Origin of the sequence: Streptomyces pyxinicus (assembly GCF_024753135.1) — a bacterium.
GTDB lineage: Bacteria > Actinomycetota > Actinomycetes > Streptomycetales > Streptomycetaceae > Streptomyces > Streptomyces pyxinicus.
In genome coordinates, this window is sequence record NZ_JANUGP010000032.1 from 1 (window position 1) to 23904 (window position 23904).

A 23904-nucleotide genomic window follows, 5' to 3' on the forward strand; every position below is an offset into this window, starting at 1 on the left:
GAACGGCATGCAGCGCCGGATCCCGGACTATCTGGCGGTCGAGGGGCTCACCACGCTCAACACGGTCTCGACGATCTTCTCGTTCCTGCTCGGCGCGTCCCTGCTGCCGTTCTTCTACAACGTGTGGAAGACGGCCAAGTACGGCAAGCCGGTCGAGGCGGACGACCCGTGGGGCTGGGGCCGCTCCCTGGAGTGGGCGACCTCCTGCCCGCCGCCCCGGCACAACTTCACCGTCCTGCCGCGGATCCGCAGCGAATCCCCGGCCTTCGACCTGCACCATCCCGAGGTGGACCAGTTGGAGGCGGCCCGGCAGGAGAGGGAGTTGACGGCCCGATGAGCGCACGGCGCGCCCGCACCCTGGTCGAGGAGATCGAGGGCCATCTGCTGCTGACGACCGCCCGGGGTGAGGGCCGGGCGGCGGGCGAACGGGTCGCCGCCCAGCTGGGCCGGCTCACCGACAGCCAACGCGACGAGCTGGAGCGGCACGTCGAGACGGCGTACCTGACGCTGGCCCGCACCTCCTGGCAGCGCACCGCCGAGCGGGCCGAGGAGCTGCGCCGGCTCTACGACGACCGGTACCGGGCGCTGCGCCTGCGGCTGGTGGCCTGGTACGTGCTGGGGTGCGCGGCGCTGGCGGCGACGGCCCTGCTGGTCGTCGCCGCGTAGGCCGTAGCCGTATCCCTCGCGTCAGCCCGTGGTGAGGACCATCCGGAAGCGGGCGCGGCCGGCCATCATCTTGTCGTAGGCCTCGCCCGCCTCCTCCAGGGGCACGGTCTCGGTGGTCGGGCGGATGCCGTGCAGGGCGCTGAAGGCCATGGTGTCCGCCACGTCCCGCGAGGTGCCCGAGGGGTGCCCGCGGGCCACTCGGGCGCCCGTCAGCAGCTGCATGGGGCTGACCAGGAGCGGCTCGGGGTCGGCGCCGATGACCACCAGTTCGCCGCGGGGCGCCAGTCCGTCGACGGTGGCCGTGATCGCCTCCGAGTTCCCGGCGGTGGCCAGTACGACATGGGCGCCGCCGAGGGACTGGAGGGTCTCGGCGACTGGGGTGCCGGTGGTGCTGTCGATGTAGTGGTGGGCGCCGAGCCGCTTGGCGAAGTCGGCCTTCTCGGCGCCCCGGGCGATGGCCACCGTCTCGAAGCCCATCGCGACCGCGTACTGCACGCCGAGGTGGCCGAGGCCGCCGAGGCCGAGCACCGCGACCAGGTCGCCGGGCCTGCCCGAGCTGCGCCGCAGCCCGTTGTAGGTGGTGACGCCCGCGCAGGCCAGCGGTCCGGCGTCGCTCGCGGAGAGGGCCTCCGGGATCCGGGCCAGGGCGTCGACGGGCGCGATCACCTGCTCGCCGAAGCCGCCGTCGTAGGCCCAGCCGGGCACCTTGAGGCTGGCGCACACGATGAAGTCGCCCCGTCGGCAGGGCGTGCAGTGGCCGCAACTGCCGCCGAACCAGCCGACCGTGACCCGGTCGCCGGTCCGGTACCCCCATTCCTCCACGCCCTCGCCCAGTTCCTCGATCCGGCCGGCGATCTCGTGCCCGGGCACCACCGGGAACGTGATGCCAGGCACCACGGCGTTCACGAACATGGAATCGCTGTGGCAGACCCCGCACGCCTCCACGGCGATCCGCACCTGGCGGGGTCCCGGCGTCGGCACCTCCCGCTCGGCCAGTTCGAACGCGCCGCCCGCGGACGTCACCTGCGCGACTCGGTAGGTAGTCATCTGTCTCTCCGGAGAACGGGTTGGTCGGTCCCCCGCGCCGGCGGCCCCGCCGGCCTCGCACCCGTGGGTACGGCCCCCTCGCACCAGCAGACCAGTTCCCGGCCGATCCCGCGCGGCGAACCCGGCTCACGCCCCGGCAGGGCCGGCCGGCGCGGGGTCGAGGTCGCACGGACGCGGACGGCCGACGAGCCGCCGGCATCGCCGGTGTCGCCGGTGTCGCCGGTGTCGCCGGTGTCGCCGGTGTCGCCGGTGTCGCCGGTGTCGCCGGTGTCGCCGGTGTCGCCGGTGTCGCCGGTGTCGCCGGTGTCGCCGGTGTCGCCGAGCGGGCGGAGCGGCCGTCAGTCCCCCGCGATCCGTGCGTGCGGGTGCTGGTCGTGCCGGCCGTCGGCGGGCAGCAGCGCGCTGCGCCCGGTGCCCTCGAACGTGTAGCCGGCCTTCTCGGCCACCCGGCACGAGGCGGGGTCGGCCGTCGAGTGGCGCGACCGCAGCCGGTGCAGCCCCAGTTCCTCCAGGGCCCTCCGGGGCCAGGGCGACGGCTCACACCGCGCTCGTCTCGGCTCGCCACCGCTCGCGCAGCCGGCCGATCCGCAGCCGGGCCTCGTCGGTGTCGGCCACGGTGAACAGGTTCCACTGCCGGATCGCGGGGTCCTGCCCGGCGGCGAGCAGCGCGGCGGCGTCGTCGGGCCGCCAGGGGCGCAGGTGCCGGCCGCCCGGCAGGCCGTCCTCGCCCGGCCGGGGTAGTGCGCTACCGCCGGGCCAGCGGGTGCAGGGTGACGTCCGTGAGCGTGCCGTCGGCCAGGGTCGCCGTCAGGTAGGTGCAGTGGGGCTGTCGGCGGCGGTCGGTCGGGGAGCCGGGGTTGAGCAGGCGCAGGCCGCCGGGGGCGGTGGTGTCCCAGGGGATGTGGCTGTGGCCGAAGACGAGGACGTCCAGGTCGGGGAAGCGGGCGGCGCAGCGGGCCTCGCGGCCCTGGGCGGGGCCGGTCTCGTGCACGACGCCGAAGCGCAGGCCGTCCAGTTCGGCGCGGGCCACCTCGGGCAGCCGGGCGCGCAGTTCGGGGCCGTCGTTGTTGCCGTACACGCCGATCAGCCGGCGGCTGCGCTCCGCCAGCAGGTCGAGGGTGGCGGTGTCCACCCAGTCCCCGGCGTGGAACACCACGTCGGCGTCCGGGAGTTCGGCGAGCAGCGGGTCCGGGAGCCGCTTGGCGCGCTTGGGCAGGTGGGTGTCGGACAGGAACAGGAGGCGCACGGCACCAGCCTATGCGGACCGTGCGGACCGGCGGCGTCGAAGCGGACTTCACCGTCCGCCGCCCCCGGTCGCCGCCGCCTCTGAGCATCGGGGAAAACCTTCAGCCAAGACTGAACAGTTCTGACTGGACAGTTTCTCCTGGCGGGTTCTAGGGTGGCGGCATGGATCAGATCTCCGACTCGGCCGTCCACGCGGCGCGCGACCTGCGGGTGGTGTTCAGCCGGCTGCGGCGCCGGATCCGTGAGGTCGCCCAGGACGCCGACCTGACCCCGTCGCAGGAGTCGGCGCTCTCCCTGGCCGGCAAGCACGGCGCGGCCACGGCGAGCGCCCTGGCCGCCGCCGAGGGGGTCCGGCCGCAGTCGATGGCGACCACCCTGGCCGCCCTGGAGCAGCACGGGCTGATCCGCCGCGCCCCCGATCCCGACGACGGCCGCCGGCAGCTGGTCACGCTGACCGACACCGGCCGGGCCCGGATCGCCGGCAACCGTCAGCTCCGCGAGGAGTGGCTGGCCCGCGCCTTCCAGGACCGGTTCGCCGACGAGGAGCGGCAGACGATCCTCACCGCGCTGGAACTGCTGGAGCGGCTCTCGCAGCCGTGACGCGGGCCACCGGTCCGGCCGTGTCCCCGGCCGGACCACGTCAGCACGCACGCCCCCTGGAAAGGCCTGACCGACCCATGTCGCTCACCACGCTCGACCCCCGTACCGCCCTCGTCGCGATCGACCTGCAGAACGGCATCGCGGCCATGCCCACCGCGCCGTACCCGGCTGCGGACGTCATCGCCCGCACCGGTGAACTCGCCGGCGCCTTCCGCGCGCACGGCCTGCCCGTGGTCCTCGTCCGGGTCTCCTTCGCGGCCGACGGCGCCGACGCCGTGCCGGGCCGCACCGAGCGCCAGCCGCGCGGACTGGCCTTCCCGGAGGGCTGGGACCTCATCGTGGACGAGCTGTCCGGGCAGGCCGGCGACATCCACGTCACCAAGCACAACTGGAGCGCCTTCCACGGCACCGACCTGGACGTCCAGCTGCGCCGCCGGGGCATCACCCAGATCGTGCTGACCGGCATCGCCACCAGCATCGGCGTGGAGTCCACCGCCCGGGACGCCTACGCCCACGGCTACCACGTCACGCTGGCCACCGACGCCATGGCCGACAGCGAGGAGGCGGCGCACACCGGCAGCGTCGAGCGGATCTTCCCGCGGCTCGGCGAGAGCGGCAGCACCGCCGAGGTCCTGGAGCTGCTCGCCAAGACCCGCGCCTGACCGGCCGGCCCGGCCTCTCGCCGCGGGTTCTCGCACACCCGCGCGAGGGGCCGGGTCAGCATGCGGCCGACGCACGCCGTGCCAGCCGGGCGGCGGCCCGCGCGCGAAGGGGGCTTGCAGCGGGATGCCGGTCAAGGTCAGCGTCATCGTCCCGGTGTACAACCCCGGTCCGTACATCGAGGACTGCGCGGCCTCGCTGCTGCGCCAGTCGCTGCCCGCCGACGCCTACGAAGTGATCTTCGTGGACGACGGCTCCACCGACGCCACCCCGGCCCGCCTCGACGCGCTCGCCGCCGCGCACCCGCACGTCCGCGTCCTCCACCAGGAGAACTCCGGGTGGTCGGGCAGGCCGCGCAACGTCGGCATCGAGGCGTCCCGGGGCGAGTTCGTGATGTTCGTCGACAACGACGACGTGCTCGGCGACGAGGCCCTGGAGCGGATGTACGACTACGGCGTCGCCCACGGCGCGGACGCGGTCGTCGGCAAGATGGCCGGAAAGGGCCGGCCGGTGCCGGTGGAGCCGATCAGGGGGGCGTTGCCGGTCGTGGCACAAGATGTTCCGGCGCGCCTTCCTGGACCGCATCGGTCTGCGCTTCCCGGAGGGCCGGCGGCGCCTGGAGGACCACGTCTTCGTCACCGAGGCGTATCCGCGCGCCGGCAACGTCTCGGTGCTCAGCGACTACGTCTGCTGCTACCACCTCAAGCGCGACGACGCCGCCAACGCCGGTTTCCAGCCCTTCGACCCGGTCGGGGCTACTTCAAGAACCTGCGCGAGGCCCTGGACGTCGTCGAGCGGTACACCGAGCCGGGCCCGGGCCGCGACCGGCTGCCGCGCCGCTGGCTGCGGGTGGAGATCGCCGACCGGATGAGCGGGCGCCGGCTGCTGGCCCTGCCCGACGACTACCGCCGCGAGGTGTTCCGCGAGACGCACGCCGTGGTCGTGGAGCGCTTCGGCCCCGGTGCCGCCCCCGGGCTGCGGCCCGGCCGGCGGATCGTCGCCGCGCTGATCCGCGAGGACCGCTACGACGACCTCGTGGCGCTCGCCGGGTGGGAGGCCGGGGTGCGGCCCCGGGCGGTCCCGGCCGGCGTCACCTGGCAGGGCGGCGCGCTGCGGGTGGACCTCACCGCCGAGTACGGCACCCCCGACGGCCCGCTGACCGTGCCCGCCGGCGCCGCCCGGCCGGCGGCGGACGGCGCGCCCGGCGACCTCGCCGAGGCCGTCTCCTGGCCGGCCGCCGCGGCGGATGAGGGCTTCGACCGGGCCACGGTGGACCTGGTCGTGCGCGACCGGGACAGCGGTGCCTCCTTCTTCCAGCCCGTGGAGGTCACCCGCGAGCGCGTTCCGGCCGCGGACGGCGGCACCCGATCGGGCGCAGACGGGAACCGGTGCCTCCGGAGAGCACCAGAGCCTTCATTCGGCACACCCTAGCCGCGATCGTCCGGATCGGACCTGTGTGGGTGGCCTAATTGCTGAGCAGGCAGGGCCTTGGTGTGCGCGGCGGGTTGCCGGGCGGGGGTCAGTCCTCGCCGCGGACTATGGTGTCCGGTTCCTCGCCGTCCCGCCCGTGCGCGGAAGCGCGGTCCAGCAGGGCGGGCAGACAGGTGCGCACGCCCCGGTTCCGGGGGCGGCGGGCCTGGGCCCAGCCCGTCTCGGCGTGGGGCGGGACGGGTTTCCGGCCGGACTGCGCGGTCACGTCACTCATCTTCCTTCGGGTGGTGTCGGTGTGCCCGGCCGGGTGCCCGCGCCGGGGGCGGGACAAACACTCCCGTACGGCCACGGGCCGGGCGGCCACCCGCCCGCGGCGGCTCAGGTGCGTCCGCCGCCACCGCCGCCGAAGGAGCCGCTGGAGCCGGGCGACCACCGCGAGCGACTCTGATCGTCGGCCCGCTTGCTGCCGACGTTGCCGAGCTGGTGCGGGGTGAGCCGCTCGCTCCCGTCAGCGGCCCGCGGCACCTCGTCGGGCTCGCGGACCTCCTGGACCTCGCGGACCGGGCCGCCGGGCGGCATCGTCGGCTGCTCCTCGGGCCGCGGCGGTGCCGGTTCGCGCTCCCGGACCTTGGCGCCCAGCCGGAAGGCGTAGAGCAGACCCACGACACAGGCCACCCCGGCGACCAGGATCAGGGCGTATCCGAACATCTGGGCACCGGTGGCCGCTTCGTACATGGCGGTGTTCATGGCGGGCTTCATGGGCGCCGGGTACCCGGGGAAGCCCGTCGGATGCGCGGGACGCCCCCGAGCCACCCACCCGGCCGCGTGCGGGGCGCGTCCGGGGCGGGGGTGGGCTAGCCTGCCGAGTCCGCCGTGCGGGCCGCCTGTTCCACCTCGGTCTCGATCTCCGCCCGGGGTCTGCCGGACTCCTTGGCGTACTCGCTGACCGCGCTCTGCACGTCGCGGGCCAGGTCGCGCCAGGCGCGCAGGGCGGTCTCGTAGGTGCCCGACTGGGCGCCCGTCATCCGTCGCTCGGCCGGTGGGCCGTAGGTGTCCCGCAGGTCCTCGACCGTGGTCTGGGCCGCGTCGGCCGCGCGCTGCTTCTGCACCAGTTCTTCGAAGGTGTGTGCCACACCAACCGACCCTAGGCACCCCTCGCCCGGCGCGCCTCCGGAAGGGAACCGGCCGCGTGGCGGGTCAGCCGCCGGGCACGAGGTCGGCCCAGACCTGTTTGCCGCCGCTGACGGGGATGGTGCCCCAGGCCGCCGACACGGCCTCCACCAGCAGGATGCCGCGTCCCCCGGTGGCCTCCCAGCCGATGCCGGCGGGCTGCACGGGACTGCGCGGCGAGGAGTCGGCGACGGCCAGCCGCAGCCGGTGGCCGACCAGGCTGAGGTCGAGCCGGACCGGGCCGCCGGTGTGCACGAGGGCGTTGGTGACGAGTTCGGAGACCACCAGCAGGGCCGCGTCGAGGGTGTCGCGCGGCACGCCCCAGGCGCGCAGGGTGCGCCGGGTGAAGCGGCGGGCGTGCCGGACCGCCTCGGGGACCCGCCACACCGTCCAGCTCTCGCGCAGCGGGCGGACGGCCATGCCGTCGTAGCGCATGACCAGCAGGGCCACGTCGTCGCCGCGGTGGGCGCCGGCGAGCAGGGCGTCGGCGACCAGCCCGAGGTGGCCGGGGTCGGCGGCGGCCAGTTCGCGGGCCAGCCGGTCCATGCCGGTGTCGAGGTCGGTTCCGGCGGACTCCACCAGACCGTCGGTGGTCAGCGCGATCACCGTGCCGGGCCGCAGCCGCAGCGGGGTGATCGGGTACTCGGCCTGGACCAGCACCCCGAGCGGGGGGCCGCCCTCCGCGTGCACGATCTCGGCCGAGCCGTCCGGGTGCCGCAGCACGGGCTGGGGGTGCCCGGCCCGGACGCACCAGGCGGTGCCCTGTTCCATGTCGACGTCGACGTACACGCAGGTGGCGAAGAGGTCGCTCTCCATGTCGAGCAGCAGCCGGTTGGCGTGCGCGACGACGACGTCCGGGGGGTGTCCCTCGGCGGCGTAGGCGCGCAGCGCGGTGCGCATCTGGCCCATCAGGGTGGCGGCGCCCGCGTTGTGGCCCTGGACGTCGCCGATCACGAGTGCGACGTGGTTGTCGGCGAGCGGGATCACGTCGTACCAGTCGCCGCCGACCTCCAGGCCCGCGGTGGCGGGCAGATAGCGGGCGACGGCGACCGCGCCGGGCAGCCGGGGCAGCCGGCGGGGCAGCAAGGTGCGCTGGAGCATGCCGACGAGTTCGTGCTCGGCGTCGAAGGCGTGCGCGCGCACCAGGGCCTGGCCGGTCAGGCCGGCGCAGGCGGTGAGCAGGGCGCGTTCGTCGGGGCCGAAGTCGTGCGGGCGGTCCCAGCCGATCAGGCAGGCGCCGGCCATGCGGGAGCCGGCGGGCAGCGGCAGCACCGCGAGGCCGCCGGGGCCGACCTCGGCGAGGGCGGGCTCCAGGGTGCTGCCGGCCGGCCAGATCCGGGCGCGGCTCTCGCGCAGCGCGGTGGCCAGTGTGGGCATCGCGCGCACCGGGGCGTCCGGCCATTCGGTGCGCCACTCGCCGCGCCACAGTTCGGGCCACGCCTCCGGTTCGGGCGGGTCGAGGACGGTGACCACGAGCCGCTCGTTCTCCAGCTCCGCGAGCGCGATGCGGTCGGCCCGCAGCGGCTCGCGCAGCGCGGCGACGACGGCCCGGCCGACGTCCTTGACGGTGCCGGCGGTGGCCAGGGCGGCGGCGAGGCGCTGGACGCGGGCCACGTCGGTGACGTCGGAGCGCAGTGTGGAGGCGTCGGCGACGGTGCCGACGAGCCGGGGCGGGCGGCCCTCGCCGGCGGGCAGCAGCCGGCCGCGCAGCCGCAGCCACCTGGGCGGTCCCGCGGGCTGGAGCACCCGGAACTCCAGTTCGCGGTCGCCGATGGACATGTGGTCGGCCTCGACCACGGACATCAGCGCCGGCAGATCCTCGGGCACGGTCCGCCCGAGCAGGGTCTCCACCCGGCCGTCGAACTCGTCGCGGGCCGTCCCGAACAGCCCGAGGATCTCGTCGCCGACCTCGATCCGGCCCGTGTCCGTGGCCAGTGCGAAGGCGTCCGGTGCGGACCGGTCGGCACCGGCGGCGGGGGTCGCCCGCGTGGGTACGGCGACGGCGCCGGCGATCAGCTCCAGGCAGGCCCGGTCGGTGTCGCCGAACCCGCCGGGCCGTTCGCTGACCGCCAGCAGGCAGCCGCCGCCGGGCGGACCGAGGGGCAGGGCGGTCACCGAGAAGCCGGCGGCCGGGGCACGCCGGGCCTCGGGGCCGCCGGCCAGGTCCTCCGGGCCCAGCCGGCACGGCCGTCCCTCGCGGTGGGCCCGCGCGACCGGTGAGGTCCCGTCGGCCGGGTAGGTGTCGCGCAGCCCGTACAGGGTGCGGGGCAGGCCCGCCGACTCGGCCAGGCACAGGCGGGCGGGGTCGTCGCCGGGCGCGTACACCCCGGCGAAGGACGCGGCGGCGAACACCAGCGCCTGTTCGAGCAGGCGGCGGAGCCGGTCGGGTGTAGGCGGCGACGCGTCGAGCGCTTCGAGCGCGGCCTTGGCACGCTCCGGCACCGCCCTTGTTCCGCTCACAGCGGCGCCCTCACTCACCACGTCGCCATTACAGCGCGCGCCCGGCGCCCGCGCAGCCCCTGTGCGGGGACCGGGTGGGCGGGGAGGTTCGGCGGGAACGACGCGGCACACCGGACCGGCCGTCCGGGGAGGGCCGGGGCCGTCAGGGCGCCGGTCCGCCCCGGGATGCCGGCCGCCTGTCCGGTCGTACCCCCGGGTGCGCCCGGTCGGGACCCGGCGGGGTGGGCGCCGACCGGGGTCGGGGCGTTCGCCGTGCGCGGGGCCGGTTCGCGAGGGAACCTTGATCCTTGGACATGTCGCGCGGCCGGTACGAGGAGGTGGTCGGCGTGTCCGACGGGCCGGAGGCGGGACGGACGCCGGCGGGCGCCGGGGCGGCCGTCGGCCCGCCGGTGCTGTCGCTCGCGCTGGCCACCCTGCTGGAGGCGGTGCACGCGCACTCCGGCGCGGTGTACCTGCTCAGGCCCGACGAGCCGGTGCTGGAGATGGCGGTGACGGCGGGCATGCCCCGGGCCTTCGCCGCCCCCTGGCAGCGGGTGGGCCTGAGCGCGCCGATCCCGGTCGCCGAGGCGGTGCGCGAACGCCGGGTGGTGTGGGTGGGCGGCGAGGTGCAGATGGCCCGCCGCTACCCCAGGATCGCGGTGGTGCTGCCGTACCCCTTCGCCCTCGCGGCGGCACCCGTGGCGACCGGCGCGAAGGTGTACGGCGCGGTGTTCGTGACCTGGCCCGGCGCCCACCCCCCGGAGCTGTCGGAGGCGGAGCGCGAGCAGGTGACGGCGGCCTGCGAGCGGCTGGCCCTGCGCCTGGAACGGGCCGCGCGGGACAGGCGGCACGTCGGGCCCGAGGCCGATCTCCTCGCCGCGCCGCCGGCCGGCATCGCCGACTCGCTGGGCTCGGTCGAGGCGACGCGCATGGTGTCGCGGCTGCCGTACGGTCTGGCCTCGCTGGATCTGCACGGCAGGATCGGCTTCGTCAACGCCGCCGCCGTCGAACTGCTCGGCCGGCCTGCCGAGGACCTGCTCGGCACCCTGCCCTGGGTGTCGTTGTCCTGGCTGAACGACCCGATGTACGAGGACCGTTACCGGGCGGCGCTGATCAGCCAGCAGGTGGTGTCGTTCGTGGCGCTGCGCCCGCCCGGCGACTGGCTGTCGTTCCGGCTGTACCCGAGCACGAGCGGGCTGAGCGTGCGCGTCACCCGGGCCCGCGCGGTGACGGAACTGGCGCGCGCCGCCCCGGAGGTGAGTCCGCGGCCGGCCCGGCTGGTGACGATCTCCCAGGTGCTGAGCCTCGCGGGCGCGCTGACCGAGGCGGTCGGCGTGCGGGACGTCGTCCAGCTCGTGTGGGAGGAGGTGGTTCCGGCCGTCGGCGGCCAGGCCCTGGCGGTCCTCGCCCAGCAGGGCGGCCGGCTGCATGTGCTGGGGCACCGGGGATACCGGGACCCGCGGGTGGTGGAGCGGTTCGACGGGCTGCCGCTGACCGAGCCGACCCCGGGCACCCACGTCCTGAACAGCGGAGTGCCCGCGTTCTTCGGCTCGCGGGCGGAGCTGGAGCGCCTGTACCCGAACCGGGGCGACACCCCGGACGGCTACGCCGCCTGGGCCTATCTGCCGCTGGTCGCCTCGGGCCGGCCGGTGGGCACCTGCGTGCTGGCGTACGCCGAGCCGCACGTCTTCCCCGCCGACGAGCGGGCCGTCCTGACCTCCCTCGGCGGTCTGATCGCCCAGGCCCTGGAGCGGGCCCGGCTCTACGACGCCAAGCTCCGGCTGGCCCACGGGCTCCAGCAGGCGCTGCTGCCGCACTCGTTGCCCGCGCTGCCGGGCATCGAGGCGGCGGCCCGCTATCTGCCGGCCACGCACGGCATGGAGATCGGCGGCGACTTCTACGACCTGGTGCCGGCCCGGCCGCTGGCGGCGGCGGTGATCGGCGACGTCCAGGGACACAATGTGACGGCGGCGGCTCTGATGGGGCAGATCCGTACCGGGGTCCGCGCCTACACCACGGTCGGGCAGGCCCCGCACGAGGTGATGAGCAGCACCAACCGGCTGCTGACGGACCTCGGCAGCGAGTTGTTCGCGAGCTGTCTGTACCTGCGCCTCGACCCGGCGCGCGGCCGGGCCGTGATGGCGCGGGCGGGCCATCCGCCGCCGCTGCTGCGCCGACCCGACGGACGGGTCCGGGTGCTGGACCTGGCCGGGGGCCCGCTGCTGGGCATCGACGCGGCGGCCGTCTATCCGACGACCGAGGTCGCGCTCGCACCCGGTTCGGTGCTCGTCCTCTACACCGACGGCCTGGTGGAATCCCCCGGCGTCGACATCGAGGACGCCCTCGTGAACCTCGGCGGGCTCCTCTCGGAAGCCGGCGACCAGCCGCTGGAGAGCCTCGCGGACGAGATCCTGCGGCACAGCGCGGCGGCCCGGGAGCGGCTGGACGACGTGGCGGTCCTGCTGCTGCGGGCCGGCGACCGCTGAGGCCGCTCCCGGAGGGGTCCGGGCACGCCCGGCCGGATCGGCGCCCGGCCGGGCGTACGCGCCCAGTGCCTGCCTGCCCCGCCGGCCCCGCCTGTCCGCTAGTTCGTGCCGGTCATGGCCGAACCGTCATCGGCGGAACCGTCTCCGGACTGGTCCCCGGCGCCGGACTCATCCCCGGCCCCGGCCCCGGCGCCGGACTGGTCCCCGGCGCCCGCACCCGACTGGTCCCCGGCACCGTCTTGACCACCCGTGTCGTCCTGGCCGCCCGCGCCCGCCTGTCCGCCCCCGGCGCCCAGCGTCGCGCCCGTGGCCTGGAGTGCCGCGGTGACCGGCTGGAAGAAGGTCTCGCCGCCGTTGGTGCAGTCGCCGCTGCCGCCCGAGGTGAGGCCGAGGGCGCTGCCGTCCTGGGTGAACAGGGAGCCGCCGCTGTCACCCGGTTCGGCGCACACGTTCGTCTGGATGAGCCCGGTGACGGTGTCGACGCCGCCCGGGTCGGTCTCGCTCTGGAAGTTGACGGTGGCGTCGAGCCCGGTGACCTGGCCGTCGTGCAGCCCGGTGGTGGAGCCCATCCGGAACACGGACTGGCCGACGGTGGCGTCGGCGGCCTGGTTGATCTGTACGGTCTGACCGTTGCCGACGTTGACCTCGCTGGGCGCCTGGGTGCCGGCGTCGTCGTACTTGACCAGGGCGAAGTCGTTGCCCGGGAAGGTGGCCTGGTCGACCGTGGCGACGGGCCGGCCGCCCTGCGAGTCGGACCACTGCTTGGCGGCGACCCCGCAGTGACCGGCCGTCAGGAAGGCGGGACTGCCGTCGGAGGCCGTGACGTTGAAGCCGAGGGAGCAGCGGACGCCGCCCTCCTGGGTCTGGGAGAAGATGGCGTCGCCGCCCGAGACGAAGGTCTTGAAGGTGCCGGCGGACCGCTTCAGGGTCGCGGTGCCGGACCCGAGGCCGTGCACGGTCGACTCCAGCCGGTCCCATCGCGCGCCGGTGACGGTGGAGTCGGCGGTGACGAGGACCTTGTTGGTGCGCGGGTCGACGGCCCACGAGGTGCCCGGGATGGTCGCCTTCGACTTGAGCGTGCCGGCGGCCGACCGGAGTTCGGCGATGCTGTTGTCCACCTGGCGGACGACGGCGCCGGCCCGCTCGGCCCGCGCCACGAGGTCGTCGCCGGCGCCGGCCACGTCGACGACGAGCTGCCGCTTGGCGGTGTCGTAGTAGGAGCCGGCGAAGGCCGCGCCGAGCGTCTTGCGCACCTGGGCGGCGAGGCCCGGGGCGTCCCCGGCCTTGAGGGTCCTGGCGGTGCCCGCGGCCCGGCCCTGATCGCCGCCGTCCTGGGCCGCGTTGGCGTGGGGCAGCAGCAGTGCCGCCGCTCCGAGCGCCGCGACACCGCCCACCGCTATCGCGGCCTTGCGCTTGGGCATTCGCTTGTGACTCAACCTTCTCGACCTCCTGGGTACGGGGGCCTGCCGCTGTCGGGCAGTGCGGATCGGGGCGCCTGGATGGCCGTAGGTACGCGGGGGCCACGCGGGGCGTTCAATTCCGTTTCCCAACGCCTTGTGTGAGGCGGGAATCGGCCAAAGACGGTCTGACAACGCGTGGTTGCGGATCGGTGACGTTCCGTGCCGATCGCGTACCGGAATCCCCGCTTCAGGGAATCTCTGGAGGAGCAGCAGCGGCTCGGGGTGCCGAGCGCCTGGCTCGGGGTGGTCGCGCCCACGCTGGCCACCCTCAACAGCGCGCTCATCCTGTGGATCGGCGGGCTGCGCGCGGTCGAGGGGCACCTCTCGGTGGGTCTGCTGGTCGCCTTCCAGGCGCTGGTCACCCGCTTCACCGCCCCGCTGACCCGGCTGAACGGGGTGGCCGGCCGCATCCAGGACTTCGCGGCCGACGTGGCCCGGCTGAAGGACGTGGAGAACTTCCGGGCCGACCCGCTCCACGCCCGCCCCGGCACCGGCGACTCCACGCGCCGGCTGCACGGGCACGTCGAGCTTGGAGAACGTCACCTTCGGGTACAGCCCGCTGGACGAGCCGCTGCTGAGCGGCTTCGACCTGACCGTGGGGCCGGGTCGGCAGGTGGCGCTGGTGGGTGGTTCGGGCAGCGGCAAGTCGACGGTCTCCCGGCTGATCGCGGGCCTGTACACGCCCTGGGACGGGGTGATCCGCGTCGACGGCCGCCGTCTGGAGGACATCCCGCGCGGCGCGCTCGCCGCCTCCGTCTCCTTCGTCGACCAGGACGTGTTCCTGTTCGAGGGCACGGTCCGCGACAACGTGGCGCTGTGGGACCCGTCGATCCCGGACGAGGCGGTGGTGGCGGCGCTGCGGGACGCGGCCCTGTACGGCGTGGTGACGCGCCGGCCCGGCGGCATCCACAGCCAGGTGACGCAGGACGGGCGGAACTTCTCCGGCGGGCAGCGCCAACGCCTGTAGATCGCGCGGGCGTTGGTGCGCCGGCCCAGCGTCCTGGTGCTGGACGAGGTGACCAGCGCGCTGGACGCGGAGACCGAGCTGGTCGTGATGGACAACCTGCGCCGGCGCGGCTGCGCCTGTGTGGTGATCGCGCACCGGCTGAGCACGGTCCGCGACAGCGACGAGATCGTGGTGCTCCAGCACGGCACGGTGGTCGAACGCGGCCGGCACGAGGACCTGGTGGCGCGCGGCGGCACCTACGCGGCACTGGTCAGGGAGCGCTGAGATGACGGTGACGGAGGGGCACGACGGCGACCTCGTCCTCGGGGCGCTCGGCGCGCTGGGCACCCGGTTCGACTGCGCGGGCCGGGGCCGCCTCGACCTGGAGGGCCCGCAGGTGCTGTGGCTGGTCGCGGCCGGCGCCCTGGACCTGTTCGCGGTGGACGCCGCCCAGCTGGGGCACTGGCACCACCTGGGCCGGCTGGAGGCGGGCGCCCTGCTGCTCGGCCCGGTCGCCGGCCCCGCGCACACCCTGGTGGCGCGCCCGGCCCGGGACTGCGTGGTGCACCGCGTCGGCCTGCGCGAGCTGTACCAGCGGGCCAGCACCCGGACCTGGTCGTACGACGCCTACGGCAACCCGCGGTACGTGCCGCCCGCCGCCGGCCCGCTGGAGTACGCGGTGGCCCTCGGGGTGGGCCGGGGCCTGGCGGTGCTGTACCAGGCACCGTCGGCCGAGGACCGGTCCGGGACGCCGGGCGACGACGTGTTCTGGATGCGGGTGCCGCCGGGCAGCGTCCAGTACGGCTCGCTGTACGGCCCGGAGGCCGCCGCCGACCTGCTGATGGACCCGGCGCTGTGGCAGGGCCTGGTCGACCAGCAGTACCGGCTGCTGACCGCGCTCGACCGGTGGATCGAGCAGGTGGAGCGCGGCCACGAGACGCGTACGGCCGCCGGGATCGAGGCGGGCGAGGCGGCCGGTGTCCAGGCCGACCGGGCGCTGCTGGCCGCCATCGGCCGGCGCCCGGACCGCCGGGCGACCGCCGCGGACGCCGACGCCACCTTCGCGGCCTGCCGGCTGGTGGCCGAGTCGGCCGGGATCACGCTCGCCGAGCCCGTGGGCGGCGGTGCGGAGAGCGACCGGCTCGACCCGGTGGAGCGGGTGGCGCTGGCCTCCCGGGTGCGCACCCGCCCGGTCCGTCTCCAGGGGCGCTGGTGGCGGGAGAACGCGGGCCCGCTGGTCGGGCACCGGGCGCTGTCCGGGGCGCCGGTCGCGCTGCTGTGGCGGCGCGGCGGCTATGTGGCCGTCCACCCGGCGACCGGCCGGGAGGCGCCGGTCGAGAAGGCGAACGCGGCGGAGTTCGAGCCGCGCGCGGTGATGTTCTACCGCCCGCTGCCGGACCGGCGGCTCGGGCCGCTGGGCCTGCTGCGGTTCGGTCTGCGCGGCACCCGGGGCGATCTGCTGAACCTGCTGGTCGCCGGTCTCGTGACGGTGGCGATCGGCGCGCTGGTGCCGGTCGCGACGGGCCGGGTGCTGGGCGAGTACGTGCCGCGCGCCGAGACGGGCCCGATCGTCCAGGTGTGCATGGCGGTCATGGTGAGCGGGATCGTGTCGGCCGCGTTCACGCTGCTGGAGAACCTGTCGATCCTGCGTCTGGAGGGCCGGATCGAGGCGGCGCTGCAACCGGCCGTCTGGGACTGGCTGCTGCGGCTGCCCACCCGGTTCTTCACGCAGCGCTCCACCGGCGAGCTGGCCGGTGCCGCGATGGGCGTCAGCGCGATCCGCCGCCTGCTGGCGGGGGCCGGTCCGGTGGTGGCGCAGTCGGTGACGGTCGGGGCGGTGAACCTGGGCCTGCTGTTCTGGTACAGCCCCGCGCTGGCGACGGCCGCGCTCGGCATGCTCGTCGTCATCGGGGCGGTGTTCCTGGGGCTCGGGCTGTGGCAGGTGCGCTGGCAGCGGCGTCTGGTGGTGCTCGGCAACAAGCTCACCAACCAGGCCTTCCAGACCTTGCGCGGGCTGCCCAAGCTGCGGGTGGCCGCGGCCGAGAACTACGCCTACGCGGCCTGGGGACGGCAGTTCGCGCGCGACCGGGAACTCCAGCGGCGGGTCGGCCGGATCAGGAACCTGACCACGGTGCTCGGCGCGGTCTATCTGCCGGTGTGCACGCTGCTGATGTTCATGCTGCTCGCGGGTCCGGCGCGGGGCTCGATGTCGGCGGCGGCGTTCCTCACCTTCACCACCTCGGTGACGATGGTGCTGACCTCGGTCACCCGGCTGACCGGCTCCTTCGTCTCGGCGGTGGCGGCGCTGCCGCTGTTCGAGGAGATCAGGCCGGTGCTGGACGCCGTGCCCGAGGTGCGCGCGGCGAGCACCCGGCCGGGTCCGCTGCCCGGCGCGGTGGAGGCCCGCCGGCTGTCCTTCCGGTACGCCGACGACGGCCCGCTGGTCCTGGACGACGTGTCCTTCGCGGTGCGGCCGGGCGAGTTCGTGGCGGTCGTCGGCCCGAGCGGCTGCGGCAAGTCCACCCTGCTGCGACTGCTGATCGGCTTCGACCGGCCGGTCTCCGGCAGCGTCCTGTACGACGGTCAGGATCTCGCGGCGCTGGACCGGTCGGCGGTGCGCCGGCAGTGCGGGGTGGTCCTCCAGCACGCCCGGCCCTTCACCGGGTCGATCCTGGACGTCATCCGCGGCACCGAGCCGTACCCGCCCGAGGAGGTGATGGCGGCGGCGGAGCCGGCGGGGCTCGCGGAGGACATCGAGCGGATGCCGATGGGCCTGCACACGATCGTCGCCGGCGACGGCGCGGTCTCCGGCGGCCAGCGGCAGCGTCTGATGATCGCGCAGGCGCTGATCCGGCGCCCCCGGATCCTGTTCTTCGACGAGGCGACCAGCGCCCTGGACAACGGCACCCAGCGTGTCGTCATGGACAGCACCCGCGAGCTGAACGCGACGCGTGTCGTGATCGCGCACCGGCTGTCCACGGTCATGGACGCCGACCGGGTGATCGTGCTGGAGGACGGCAAGGTCGTCCAGCAGGGCAGCCAGGCCGACCTGCTCGCCGACTCCGGGGGCCGCCTGCGCGAACTGGTGCGCCGCCAGCTCGCCTAGGCGGCGGCCTCGTCGTCCCCGGGCTCGTCCTCGTGGTGGGACGGCATCCAGTGGTGCTCGACGAACCAGCGGCCGAACAGGGCGCCGCCGTAGATGACGAAGCCGACGCCGATGAGCCAGGACTCGACGACCAGGACGGTGCCGACGGCGCCGTAGCTGAGCGCGTTGGTGACGATCAGCGGGGTGAACACCAGGTAGGAGAAGGCGCGCAGGCCGACCAGGCCGATCATGGTGGCGAGCGCGCCGGGCAGCAGCCGGCGCCAGCGGACCTGGCCGCCCAGCAGGAACTGCTGCCCCCACCAGAAGAACAGCACCCCGCTCACCGTGGAGAGCACGATCCGCTGCGTGCCGTGCAGCACGTTCTTGGTCGCCACCTCCTGGTACAGGTAGGCGGTGAGCACCACCAGCCAGGTCGCCTGCCGCCACACCCGGTGCCAGGGGCCGGCCGCGAGCGACCAGATGCGTTCGTAGGCGTTCTGCACGCTGCCGGCGAAGGTCACGCCGAACACGGCGAGCAGGACGGCGCTCCAGACGCTGGTGGTGCCGATGACGTTGCGCGGGGGGCTGATGACGTCGGTGACCACGTGCGCGGAGCGGCCCGACAGGCCCATGCCGTCGGTGAGCCAGGAGGCGAACCCCCCGCTGACCAGCGGGTCGGCGGCGGCCACCACGATCAGCAGCGGGGCCAGGGTCACCAGCGACAGGGTGGCGAAGCCCATGGCCCGGTGCATCAGCTCCAGTTCCCGGCCGTGCGCGAACAGGGCCCGGACCCGCAGCCACCGCCACGCGCGGTGCACGCCGTGCCGCAACCGGTTCACGGCGCCTCCCGTGCTCGCCGCCCCCACGCTTCCCTGTGCCGATTCATCCATCCCGGCGCGCCCCGGGCAACTCGCGGCGGGACCTGTTCCGCGACACGGCGGGTGCTGCGCGGTTCCACCGGCGGGTGACCGGAGAATCGGAACCCATGCGCACTCCTGCCGAGCCGCCCCGCCCGCGGCGGACGCTGATCGTGAGCGCGGGCATGGGGGCCGGCCACGACACGGTGGCCGCCGAACTCGCGCGCCGCGCCGGTGCCCGTGGCGGCGAGGCGCTGGTCATCGATGTGCTGCGGCTGCTGCCGTACGGCCTCGGCGGCGGGCTGCGCCGGGGCTACCAGGCGGCCGTACGGCACGCGCCCTGGGTGTACGCCGGGATCTACGGCGCGTTCCTGCGCGGTGGCGCCGGGCCGCGCCCCAGCGGGGTGCCGCTGGCCCGGCTGGCCGCCGGACGGCTGACGGAGCTGGTGGAGCGGTGGGACGCCGACGCGGTGGTGTCCGTCTTCCATCTGGCCGCCCAGCTGACCGGGGACCTCAGGGCCCGGGGCCGGCTGCGGGTGCCGAGCGCGGTGTTCCTGCTCGACTTCGCCGTGCACCGGCAGTGGCTGCATCCGGGCAACGACCGGTACCTGTGCCTGACCGACGACGCCTCGGCGCGGGTGCGGCGCGCACTGGGCACGCCCGCGGTGACGACCGGACCGGTGGTGGCGCCCGCCTTCCTGGCACCGGCGCCCGGGGCCGGGGCCTGGCGGCAGCGGTTCGCGCGGCGGGCGCCCGGCCGGCCGGCGGTGCTGCTGTCGGCGGGTGCCTGGGGCGCGGCGGCCCGGCCGCAGGAGACCGCGCGGCTGCTGGCCGGGGCCGGGTACCTGCCGGTCGTGCTGTGCGGGCGCAACGCGCGGCTGCTCGCCCGGGTGTCCGCCGTACCGTCGGCGCTGGCCCTGGACTGGGTGGCGGACATGCCCGGTCTGCTGGCCGCCGCCCACGCCCTGGTCGACAACGCGGCCGGCCAGACCGCCGTCCAGGCCCTCGCCGCCGGGCTGCCGGTCATCGGCCACCGCCCCCTGCCCGGTCATGGCGCCGAAGGGGTAAGGCACATGGCCCGCCTCGGCGTCTCCCGCCTCGCCCCCGACGGCCCCGGCCTGCTGCGGGCCCTGGCCGACCTGACGAACCCGGGCCCCGAACGGGCCGCCCAGGTGACCCGGGGCCGGGAGCTGTTCCGGGGGGACGCGATGGACTGCCTCACGGAACTGTGACACCGGCCACCGGCACTCCCCCATGCTCGCCCAACGGTCCCACCACGAGGCCCGCCTCCCGGCAGCCGGCGACGATCGCGGGCAGGGCGCCCAGGGCTGCCCGCCAGCTGTCGGGAGCGGCGTGGCGGTCGGAGTCGTGCAGGAGGATCGTCCCGCCGCCGCGCAGGCCGGCGGCGACCGTGGCCCGGACGGATTCCGGGGTGGCGTCGGCCGTCCAGTCCCGGCCCCACGCGGACCACAGCACCGTGCGCAGGCCGGCCCGCCGGGCCGCCGCCCAGCGTCCGCCGGTGAGGATGCCGTAGGGCGGCCGGTACCAGCGCGGAGGGCGGCCGGTGACGTCGTGCACCGCGCGGGCGGCGCGGGCGACCTCCGCGGCGTCCCGGGCGGGCGCGGGCCGCCAGGGGCGGTCGTGGTTCCAGCCGTGCACGGCGACCTCGTGGCCCCGCTCCGCCGTCTCGCGGACCACCTCGGGATGGCGCACCACCCGCTCGCCGAGCACGAAGAACGTGGCGCGCACGCCGAGGCCGTCCAGCGCGTCGAGGAAGCGCGGCGTGGACCGCGGGTCGGGTCCGTCGTCGAAGGTGAGGGCGATGTGCCGGGGGTGGCCGGTGCCGGCGAGGCCCGGGAACAGGGGCAGCCGGACGGCGGGCAGCCAGGTCGCCGCCGGGCCGAGGTGCGCCGCGGCGACGCCGGCCGGCAGCAGCAGGGCGGCCGTGCGCGGGGCGCGGCCGGGCACGGGGGTCATCCGCGGTCCTCCCTCGGGGATTCCGGCGCGCCGGGTGCGGGCGTGTCCCACTCGCCGCGCACGGACTGCGCGTGGGCGAGGCCGATGCTGCCCGCGCCGATCAGGGCGACGCCGATCACCTCGGGCAGCACCCGCAGCCCGAGCTGGATCGTCTCCGCGAACAGGACCCAGCCGAGCACGACGCTGGTGAGGGCGTCGCCGAGGGTGAGGGCGGGCTGCGAGGCCGTCAGCGAGCCGGCGCCGAGGGCGCCCTGGAGCAGCAGGAACGCGACGAGGCCCGCGCCGGCGGTGGCGTACGGCGACCAGTGCGACAGCATCGCCGCGGGCCCGTTCGCGAGCCGGCCCACGGCCTCCTTCATCAGCGCGGCCGTGGTCGCGAACGACACGGCGGAGGCGAGGCCCAGCAGCGCGGCCCGGGGCGCGCCCTCGGTCGGGCGGGCCGCCGCCACGAGCAGGACGACGACGGCGAGCGCCCCGCAGCCGCCCAGCAGCCAGGCGTGCGCCGGCGCGGTCTGCCGCCCGGCGGACGGCGCGGCGGCCAGCAGGAACAGGGCGAGGCCGAGGGCGAGGCCGAGGAAGGCCAGCCAGGTCCGGCGGTCCGGGCGGCGCCGGAAGACGACGCTGCCCACGGCCAGGGTGAACAGCAGTTCGGTGGCGAGCAGCGGCTGCACCAGGGCCAGGCTGCCCACCGCCAGGGCTCCCGCCTGCAGCAGCCCGGACAGCAGCAGCAGGCCCGCGCCGGCCAGCCAGTAGGGGCGCCGCAGGATGTGCGCGAACCGGCGCACCACCGAGCCCGCTCCGGAGCCCTCGCCCGGCTCCTGCACGGCCGCCCGGCGTTGCAGTACCGAGGCCGAGGCGTTGGCCAGGGCCGCGAGCAGGGCGAGCGCCACGGTCAGGGCGAGCACGGCTCACCCGAAGCGGGCGGCGAGCCGCCGGTACAGTCCGGGCGCGGCGCCGCGCACCCGGGCGGGCAGCCGCAGCCAGCCGGGGACGTAGACCTCGTCCCGGCCGTGCCGTACGGCGTCCCAGACGGCGTCGGCGACGCGTTCGGGCGGCACCGGGCGCGGCCAGGACCGGTCGTAGGGCAGGCCGCGCCGGGTGAAGAACGGGGTGTCGACCACCCCGGGGATGACATGGGTGACGCCGACGCCGGTGTGCCGCAGCTCGTAGCGCAGGGCGTCGGCGAACACGGCGAGGGCGCCCTTGGCCGCGGAGTACACGGCCTCGCCGCGCACCCCGACGCCGCCGGCGAAGGAGCCGACGAGCACGACGCGTCCGGTGCCGGCCGCGACCATGGGGGGCAGCAGGGCGCGTGTGAGGTGCAGGGTGGCCAGCAGGTCGACGCCGACGACCTCGTCGATGCGGGCGGGCGGCATGCCGGTGAAGTCCCCGGCCCAGCCCACGCCGGCGTCCGCGACCAGCAGGTCCACCCGGCCGAGGTGGTCGAGGGCGGACGCGGCGAGCCGGCGCTCGGCGCCGGGGCTGGTGAGGTCGGCGGGCACGGCCAGCGCGCCGGAGTCCTGGGCCACCTGCTCCAGACGGGTGACGTCCCGCCCGTTGAGCACCAGCCGCCAGCCGCCCTCGGCGGCCAGCCGGCGGGCCACGGCCGCGCCGATGCCGGAGGAGGCGCCCGTCACCAGGGCGGTGCCGCCGCCGGCGCTCCGGTGCCCCGCCCGCAGGGGCGCCGGGGCCGCCTGCGGGGCGGGGGGCCGCACCGTCCGGGCGCGGTGCGAGGGGCCTGCGGGGGGCGGGGCGTGGGACATGGTGGCGACCTCACTGCGACGGTGTGCACGGTGCGCGGGCTCCGGGGCCGGACCTCGGCGGTGTATCCAGGGCGCCATAGACTCGAACGCGGCGCACGGCGGGGGCGCGCGACCGGAGTCCCCGGCGGTCCTCGGTGCTCCCCGGTGGTCGTGCGGGTCCGCCGGGGCGAGCATGGGGAGCGAGGCGGCACCGGAGCCGCGTGCCCGTGGCCGGAGCCGGCGCGCGGCCGGAGCGGTTCCCTGCCCCCCGTTCGTCCGGGCGTTGCGGCGGGAGACTGGCATGGCACACAGCGAGGTACTGATCGCCGGGGCGGGTCCGGTCGGGCTGACCGCCGCCCTGGAGCTGCGCAGGCGCGGGGTGGCGTGCCGGCTGGTGGACCGCCTGCCGAAGCGGCTGCCGTACGCCAAGGCCGTCGGTGTGCAGCCGCGCACCTTCGAGCTGTGGGAGCGGCAGGGCGTGGCCCGCGCGGCACTCGACGCGGCGCTGCCGCTGCGCGGCCAGCTGGTGTACGCGAACGGCACGGAGCAGGCGCGGATCGAGCTGGCGCTGCCGCCTCGGGTGCCGTACGGCTTCGCGTGTCTGCCGCAGTACGACACCGAGCGCGTTCTGGAGGAGCGGCTGGCCCGCTTCGGCGGGGGCGTCGAGCGCCGTACCGAGCTGCTGTCCTTCGTCCAGGACACCGACGGGGTCACCAGCAGGCTGCGGACCGCGTCCGGCGCGGAGACGGAGGTCCGCTCCCGCTACCTGCTCGGGTGCGACGGCGCGCACAGCGTGGTGCGCAAGACGCTCGGGCTGTCCTTCGAGGGCGGGGCGCTGCCCGAGGAGTACATGCTCGCGGACGTCGAGCTGGACTGGGACCTGCCCGCCGGATACGCCGTACGGTCCACGCACCTGGACGGCGCGGGTGCGGTGGACGACCTGCTGGTCTGCGTCCCGCTGCCGGGCCGGTGCCGTTACCGGACGTCGATGCGGGTGCCGCCGGAACTGTCCCTCGGGCGGCGGACGGCGGGCGGGGACGGGGTGGCGCACGGCATGGAGGCGGGGGTGGTCCACGGCATGGAGGCGGGTCCGGCGCCCGCCCTGGAGCACATCCAGGCGGTCCTCGACCGGCTGTCGCCCCGGCCGGCCACGGCTGCCGCGATGCGCTGGTCCTCGGTGTTCCGCATCAGCCACCGCATCGTGGACCGGTACGGCGAGGGCCGGGTCTTCGTGGCCGGCGACGCCGCGCACATCCATCCACCGACCGGCGCGCAGGGCATGAACACCGGCATCCAGGACGCCTGCGACCTCGCCTGGAAGCTGGCCCTGGCGCTGTCGGGCGACGCCGAGCCGAAGCTGCTGGAGAGCTACGACGCCGAGCGCCGGCCGGTGGGCGAGGAGGTCGTGGGCCGCACCCTGCGGAACGCGGCGCGGGGGGTGCGGGCCGACGCGGACGACCCGGAGACCGTGCTGCTGCGCGAGGCCCAGCTGCTGATCGCGTATCCGGACAGCCCCCTCGTGGAGCCCGGCCCGGCGGGCGGCGGCGGCCCGGCGCCGGGTGACCGCGCCCCGGACTGCGGCGGCCTGCGCGACCCGATCGCGGCCTTCCCGCTGCGCCTGTACGACGTCCTGCGCGAGCACGACCACGTGCTGCTGCTGTACGCGGACACGGCCGACGGGGCGAGGCACTTCGCGGCACTGGCCGAGGAGGCGGCCCGGCTCGCCCACGGCCGACTGGGCGTCTACGGCGTCCTGCCGGAGGCAGCCGACCCGGGCCACCTCCCGCTGCCGGTGCTCAGGGACGGGCGCGGCGAGTTCCGCGCCCGGTACGCGCCGGCCGACGGCACCGCGTTCCTGGTCCGCCCGGACGGATATCTCGGCGCCCGGGTGTCCCCCGCCGCGCCCGGGGCCCTCGCGGGGGCGCTGGCCCGCGTCTTCGCCGGCTGAGGGAACCCCCTACGGGCGGCACGTCCAGCGAAACGTTGCCGTTTCGCTGGACGTGGTCTACGCTCGATGTGTACGAAACAGTTTCGTTTACACGCTCTTTACCGTGCGTTGCCTCATCGTGCATCGCTACAACCGTGCGTTGCGT

Annotated in this window: 18 protein-coding genes and 3 pseudogenes; 10 read left to right on the top strand and 11 right to left on the bottom strand. The window is 75.8% G+C overall.

What is annotated here, in order from left to right:
* Together NX794_RS30090 and NX794_RS30095 are read left to right on the top strand one after the other, a co-directional pair.
* Positions 1-337, top strand: a pseudogene (locus NX794_RS30090) (aa3-type cytochrome oxidase subunit I); the annotation flags it as partial.
* Positions 334-666, top strand: coding sequence for a hypothetical protein (locus NX794_RS30095; protein WP_258782559.1), 333 nt, complete (start codon positions 334-336; stop codon positions 664-666). The pseudogene NX794_RS30090 and the gene NX794_RS30095, both read left to right, overlap by 4 nt.
* Before the next feature lie 21 nt (positions 667-687).
* Here NX794_RS30095 and NX794_RS30100 read toward each other — a convergent pair whose 3' ends face one another.
* Positions 688-1713, bottom strand: a complete 1026-nt coding sequence (locus tag NX794_RS30100; protein ID WP_258782560.1) for an alcohol dehydrogenase catalytic domain-containing protein — start codon at positions 1711-1713, stop codon at positions 688-690.
* A gap of 745 nt (positions 1714-2458) precedes the next feature.
* Positions 2459-2959: a metallophosphoesterase family protein gene (locus NX794_RS30105; protein WP_258782561.1), complete on the bottom strand. Its 501-nt coding sequence runs from the start codon at positions 2957-2959 to the stop codon at positions 2459-2461.
* Positions 2960-3120: 161 nt separating this feature from the next.
* On the opposite strand from NX794_RS30105, the gene NX794_RS30110 reads away from it, so the two are divergent.
* The 3 genes and pseudogenes from NX794_RS30110 to NX794_RS30120 all read left to right on the top strand — a co-directional run.
* Complete coding sequence (locus NX794_RS30110) at positions 3121-3558, top strand: MarR family winged helix-turn-helix transcriptional regulator (RefSeq protein ID WP_258782562.1); 438 nt, start codon at positions 3121-3123, stop codon at positions 3556-3558.
* 77 nt (positions 3559-3635) lie between these two features.
* Positions 3636-4220, top strand: coding sequence for an isochorismatase family protein (locus tag NX794_RS30115; RefSeq protein ID WP_258782564.1), 585 nt, complete (start codon positions 3636-3638; stop codon positions 4218-4220).
* Positions 4221-4344: 124 nt separating this feature from the next.
* Positions 4345-5580 (top strand): annotated as a pseudogene (locus NX794_RS30120) (glycosyltransferase family 2 protein); the annotation flags it as partial.
* 157 nt (positions 5581-5737) lie between these two features.
* Here NX794_RS30120 and NX794_RS30125 read toward each other — a convergent pair.
* The 4 genes from NX794_RS30125 to NX794_RS30140 all read right to left on the bottom strand — a co-directional run bounded on the left by NX794_RS30125 (position 5738) and on the right by NX794_RS30140 (position 9300).
* Positions 5738-5923 carry a hypothetical protein gene (locus NX794_RS30125; RefSeq protein ID WP_258782565.1) on the bottom strand — a complete coding sequence of 62 codons (186 nt, stop codon included), beginning with the start codon at positions 5921-5923 and terminating at the stop codon, positions 5738-5740.
* A 104-nt stretch (positions 5924-6027) separates the two neighbouring features.
* Entirely contained in the window at positions 6028-6396 is a 369-nt protein-coding gene (locus tag NX794_RS30130) for a DUF6479 family protein (RefSeq protein WP_258782566.1), read from the bottom strand.
* Between the two features lie 107 nt (positions 6397-6503).
* Complete coding sequence (locus NX794_RS30135) at positions 6504-6782, bottom strand: hypothetical protein (protein ID WP_258782567.1); 279 nt, start codon at positions 6780-6782, stop codon at positions 6504-6506.
* Positions 6783-6846: 64 nt separating this feature from the next.
* Positions 6847-9300, bottom strand: a complete 2454-nt coding sequence (locus NX794_RS30140; RefSeq protein WP_428985987.1) for a SpoIIE family protein phosphatase — start codon at positions 9298-9300, stop codon at positions 6847-6849.
* A gap of 272 nt (positions 9301-9572) precedes the next feature.
* On the opposite strand from NX794_RS30140, the gene NX794_RS30145 reads away from it, so the two are divergent.
* Complete coding sequence (locus NX794_RS30145) at positions 9573-11744, top strand: SpoIIE family protein phosphatase (RefSeq protein ID WP_258782676.1); 2172 nt, start codon at positions 9573-9575, stop codon at positions 11742-11744.
* A 98-nt stretch (positions 11745-11842) separates the two neighbouring features.
* Here NX794_RS30145 and NX794_RS30150 read toward each other — a convergent pair whose 3' ends face one another.
* Entirely contained in the window at positions 11843-13180 is a 1338-nt protein-coding gene (locus NX794_RS30150; protein ID WP_258782568.1) for a S1 family peptidase, read from the bottom strand.
* Positions 13181-13399: 219 nt separating this feature from the next.
* Here NX794_RS30150 and NX794_RS30155 point away from each other — a divergent pair.
* Positions 13400-14435, top strand: a pseudogene (locus NX794_RS30155) (ATP-binding cassette domain-containing protein); the annotation flags it as partial.
* 1 nt (position 14436) lies between these two features.
* Positions 14437-17256: an NHLP bacteriocin export ABC transporter permease/ATPase subunit gene (locus NX794_RS30160; protein ID WP_258782569.1), complete on the top strand. Its 2820-nt coding sequence runs from the start codon at positions 14437-14439 to the stop codon at positions 17254-17256.
* On the opposite strand, the gene NX794_RS30165 is transcribed toward NX794_RS30160, so the two are convergent.
* Complete coding sequence (locus NX794_RS30165; protein ID WP_428985988.1) at positions 17253-18074, bottom strand: ribonuclease BN; 822 nt, start codon at positions 18072-18074, stop codon at positions 17253-17255. The genes NX794_RS30160 and NX794_RS30165 overlap by 4 nt on opposite strands.
* A 146-nt stretch (positions 18075-18220) precedes the next feature.
* Between NX794_RS30165 and NX794_RS30170 the strand changes: the two genes are divergently transcribed.
* Positions 18221-19324: an MGDG synthase family glycosyltransferase gene (locus NX794_RS30170; RefSeq protein WP_258782570.1), complete on the top strand. Its 1104-nt coding sequence runs from the start codon at positions 18221-18223 to the stop codon at positions 19322-19324.
* On the opposite strand, the gene NX794_RS30175 is transcribed toward NX794_RS30170, so the two are convergent.
* Genes NX794_RS30175 through NX794_RS30185 form a run of 3 tightly spaced genes read right to left on the bottom strand, consistent with a single transcriptional unit; the run spans position 19311 to position 21832 of the window.
* The gene (locus tag NX794_RS30175) at positions 19311-20069 is read right to left on the bottom strand and encodes a polysaccharide deacetylase family protein (protein ID WP_258782572.1); all 759 of its coding nucleotides are present in this window, start codon (positions 20067-20069) and stop codon (positions 19311-19313) included. The two genes, NX794_RS30170 and NX794_RS30175, sit on opposite strands and share 14 nt — an antisense overlap.
* The gene (locus NX794_RS30180) at positions 20066-20974 is read right to left on the bottom strand and encodes a DMT family transporter (protein ID WP_258782573.1); all 909 of its coding nucleotides are present in this window, start codon (positions 20972-20974) and stop codon (positions 20066-20068) included. The genes NX794_RS30175 and NX794_RS30180 overlap by 4 nt, the downstream gene beginning before the upstream one ends.
* A gap of 3 nt (positions 20975-20977) precedes the next feature.
* Positions 20978-21832, bottom strand: coding sequence for an SDR family NAD(P)-dependent oxidoreductase (locus NX794_RS30185; RefSeq protein WP_258782574.1), 855 nt, complete (start codon positions 21830-21832; stop codon positions 20978-20980).
* A 280-nt stretch (positions 21833-22112) separates the two neighbouring features.
* On the opposite strand from NX794_RS30185, the gene NX794_RS30190 reads away from it, so the two are divergent.
* On the top strand, positions 22113-23759 hold the full coding sequence (locus NX794_RS30190) for an FAD-dependent monooxygenase (protein WP_258782575.1): 1647 nt from the start codon (positions 22113-22115) through the stop codon (positions 23757-23759).
* Positions 23760-23904: the final 145 nt, after the last annotated feature.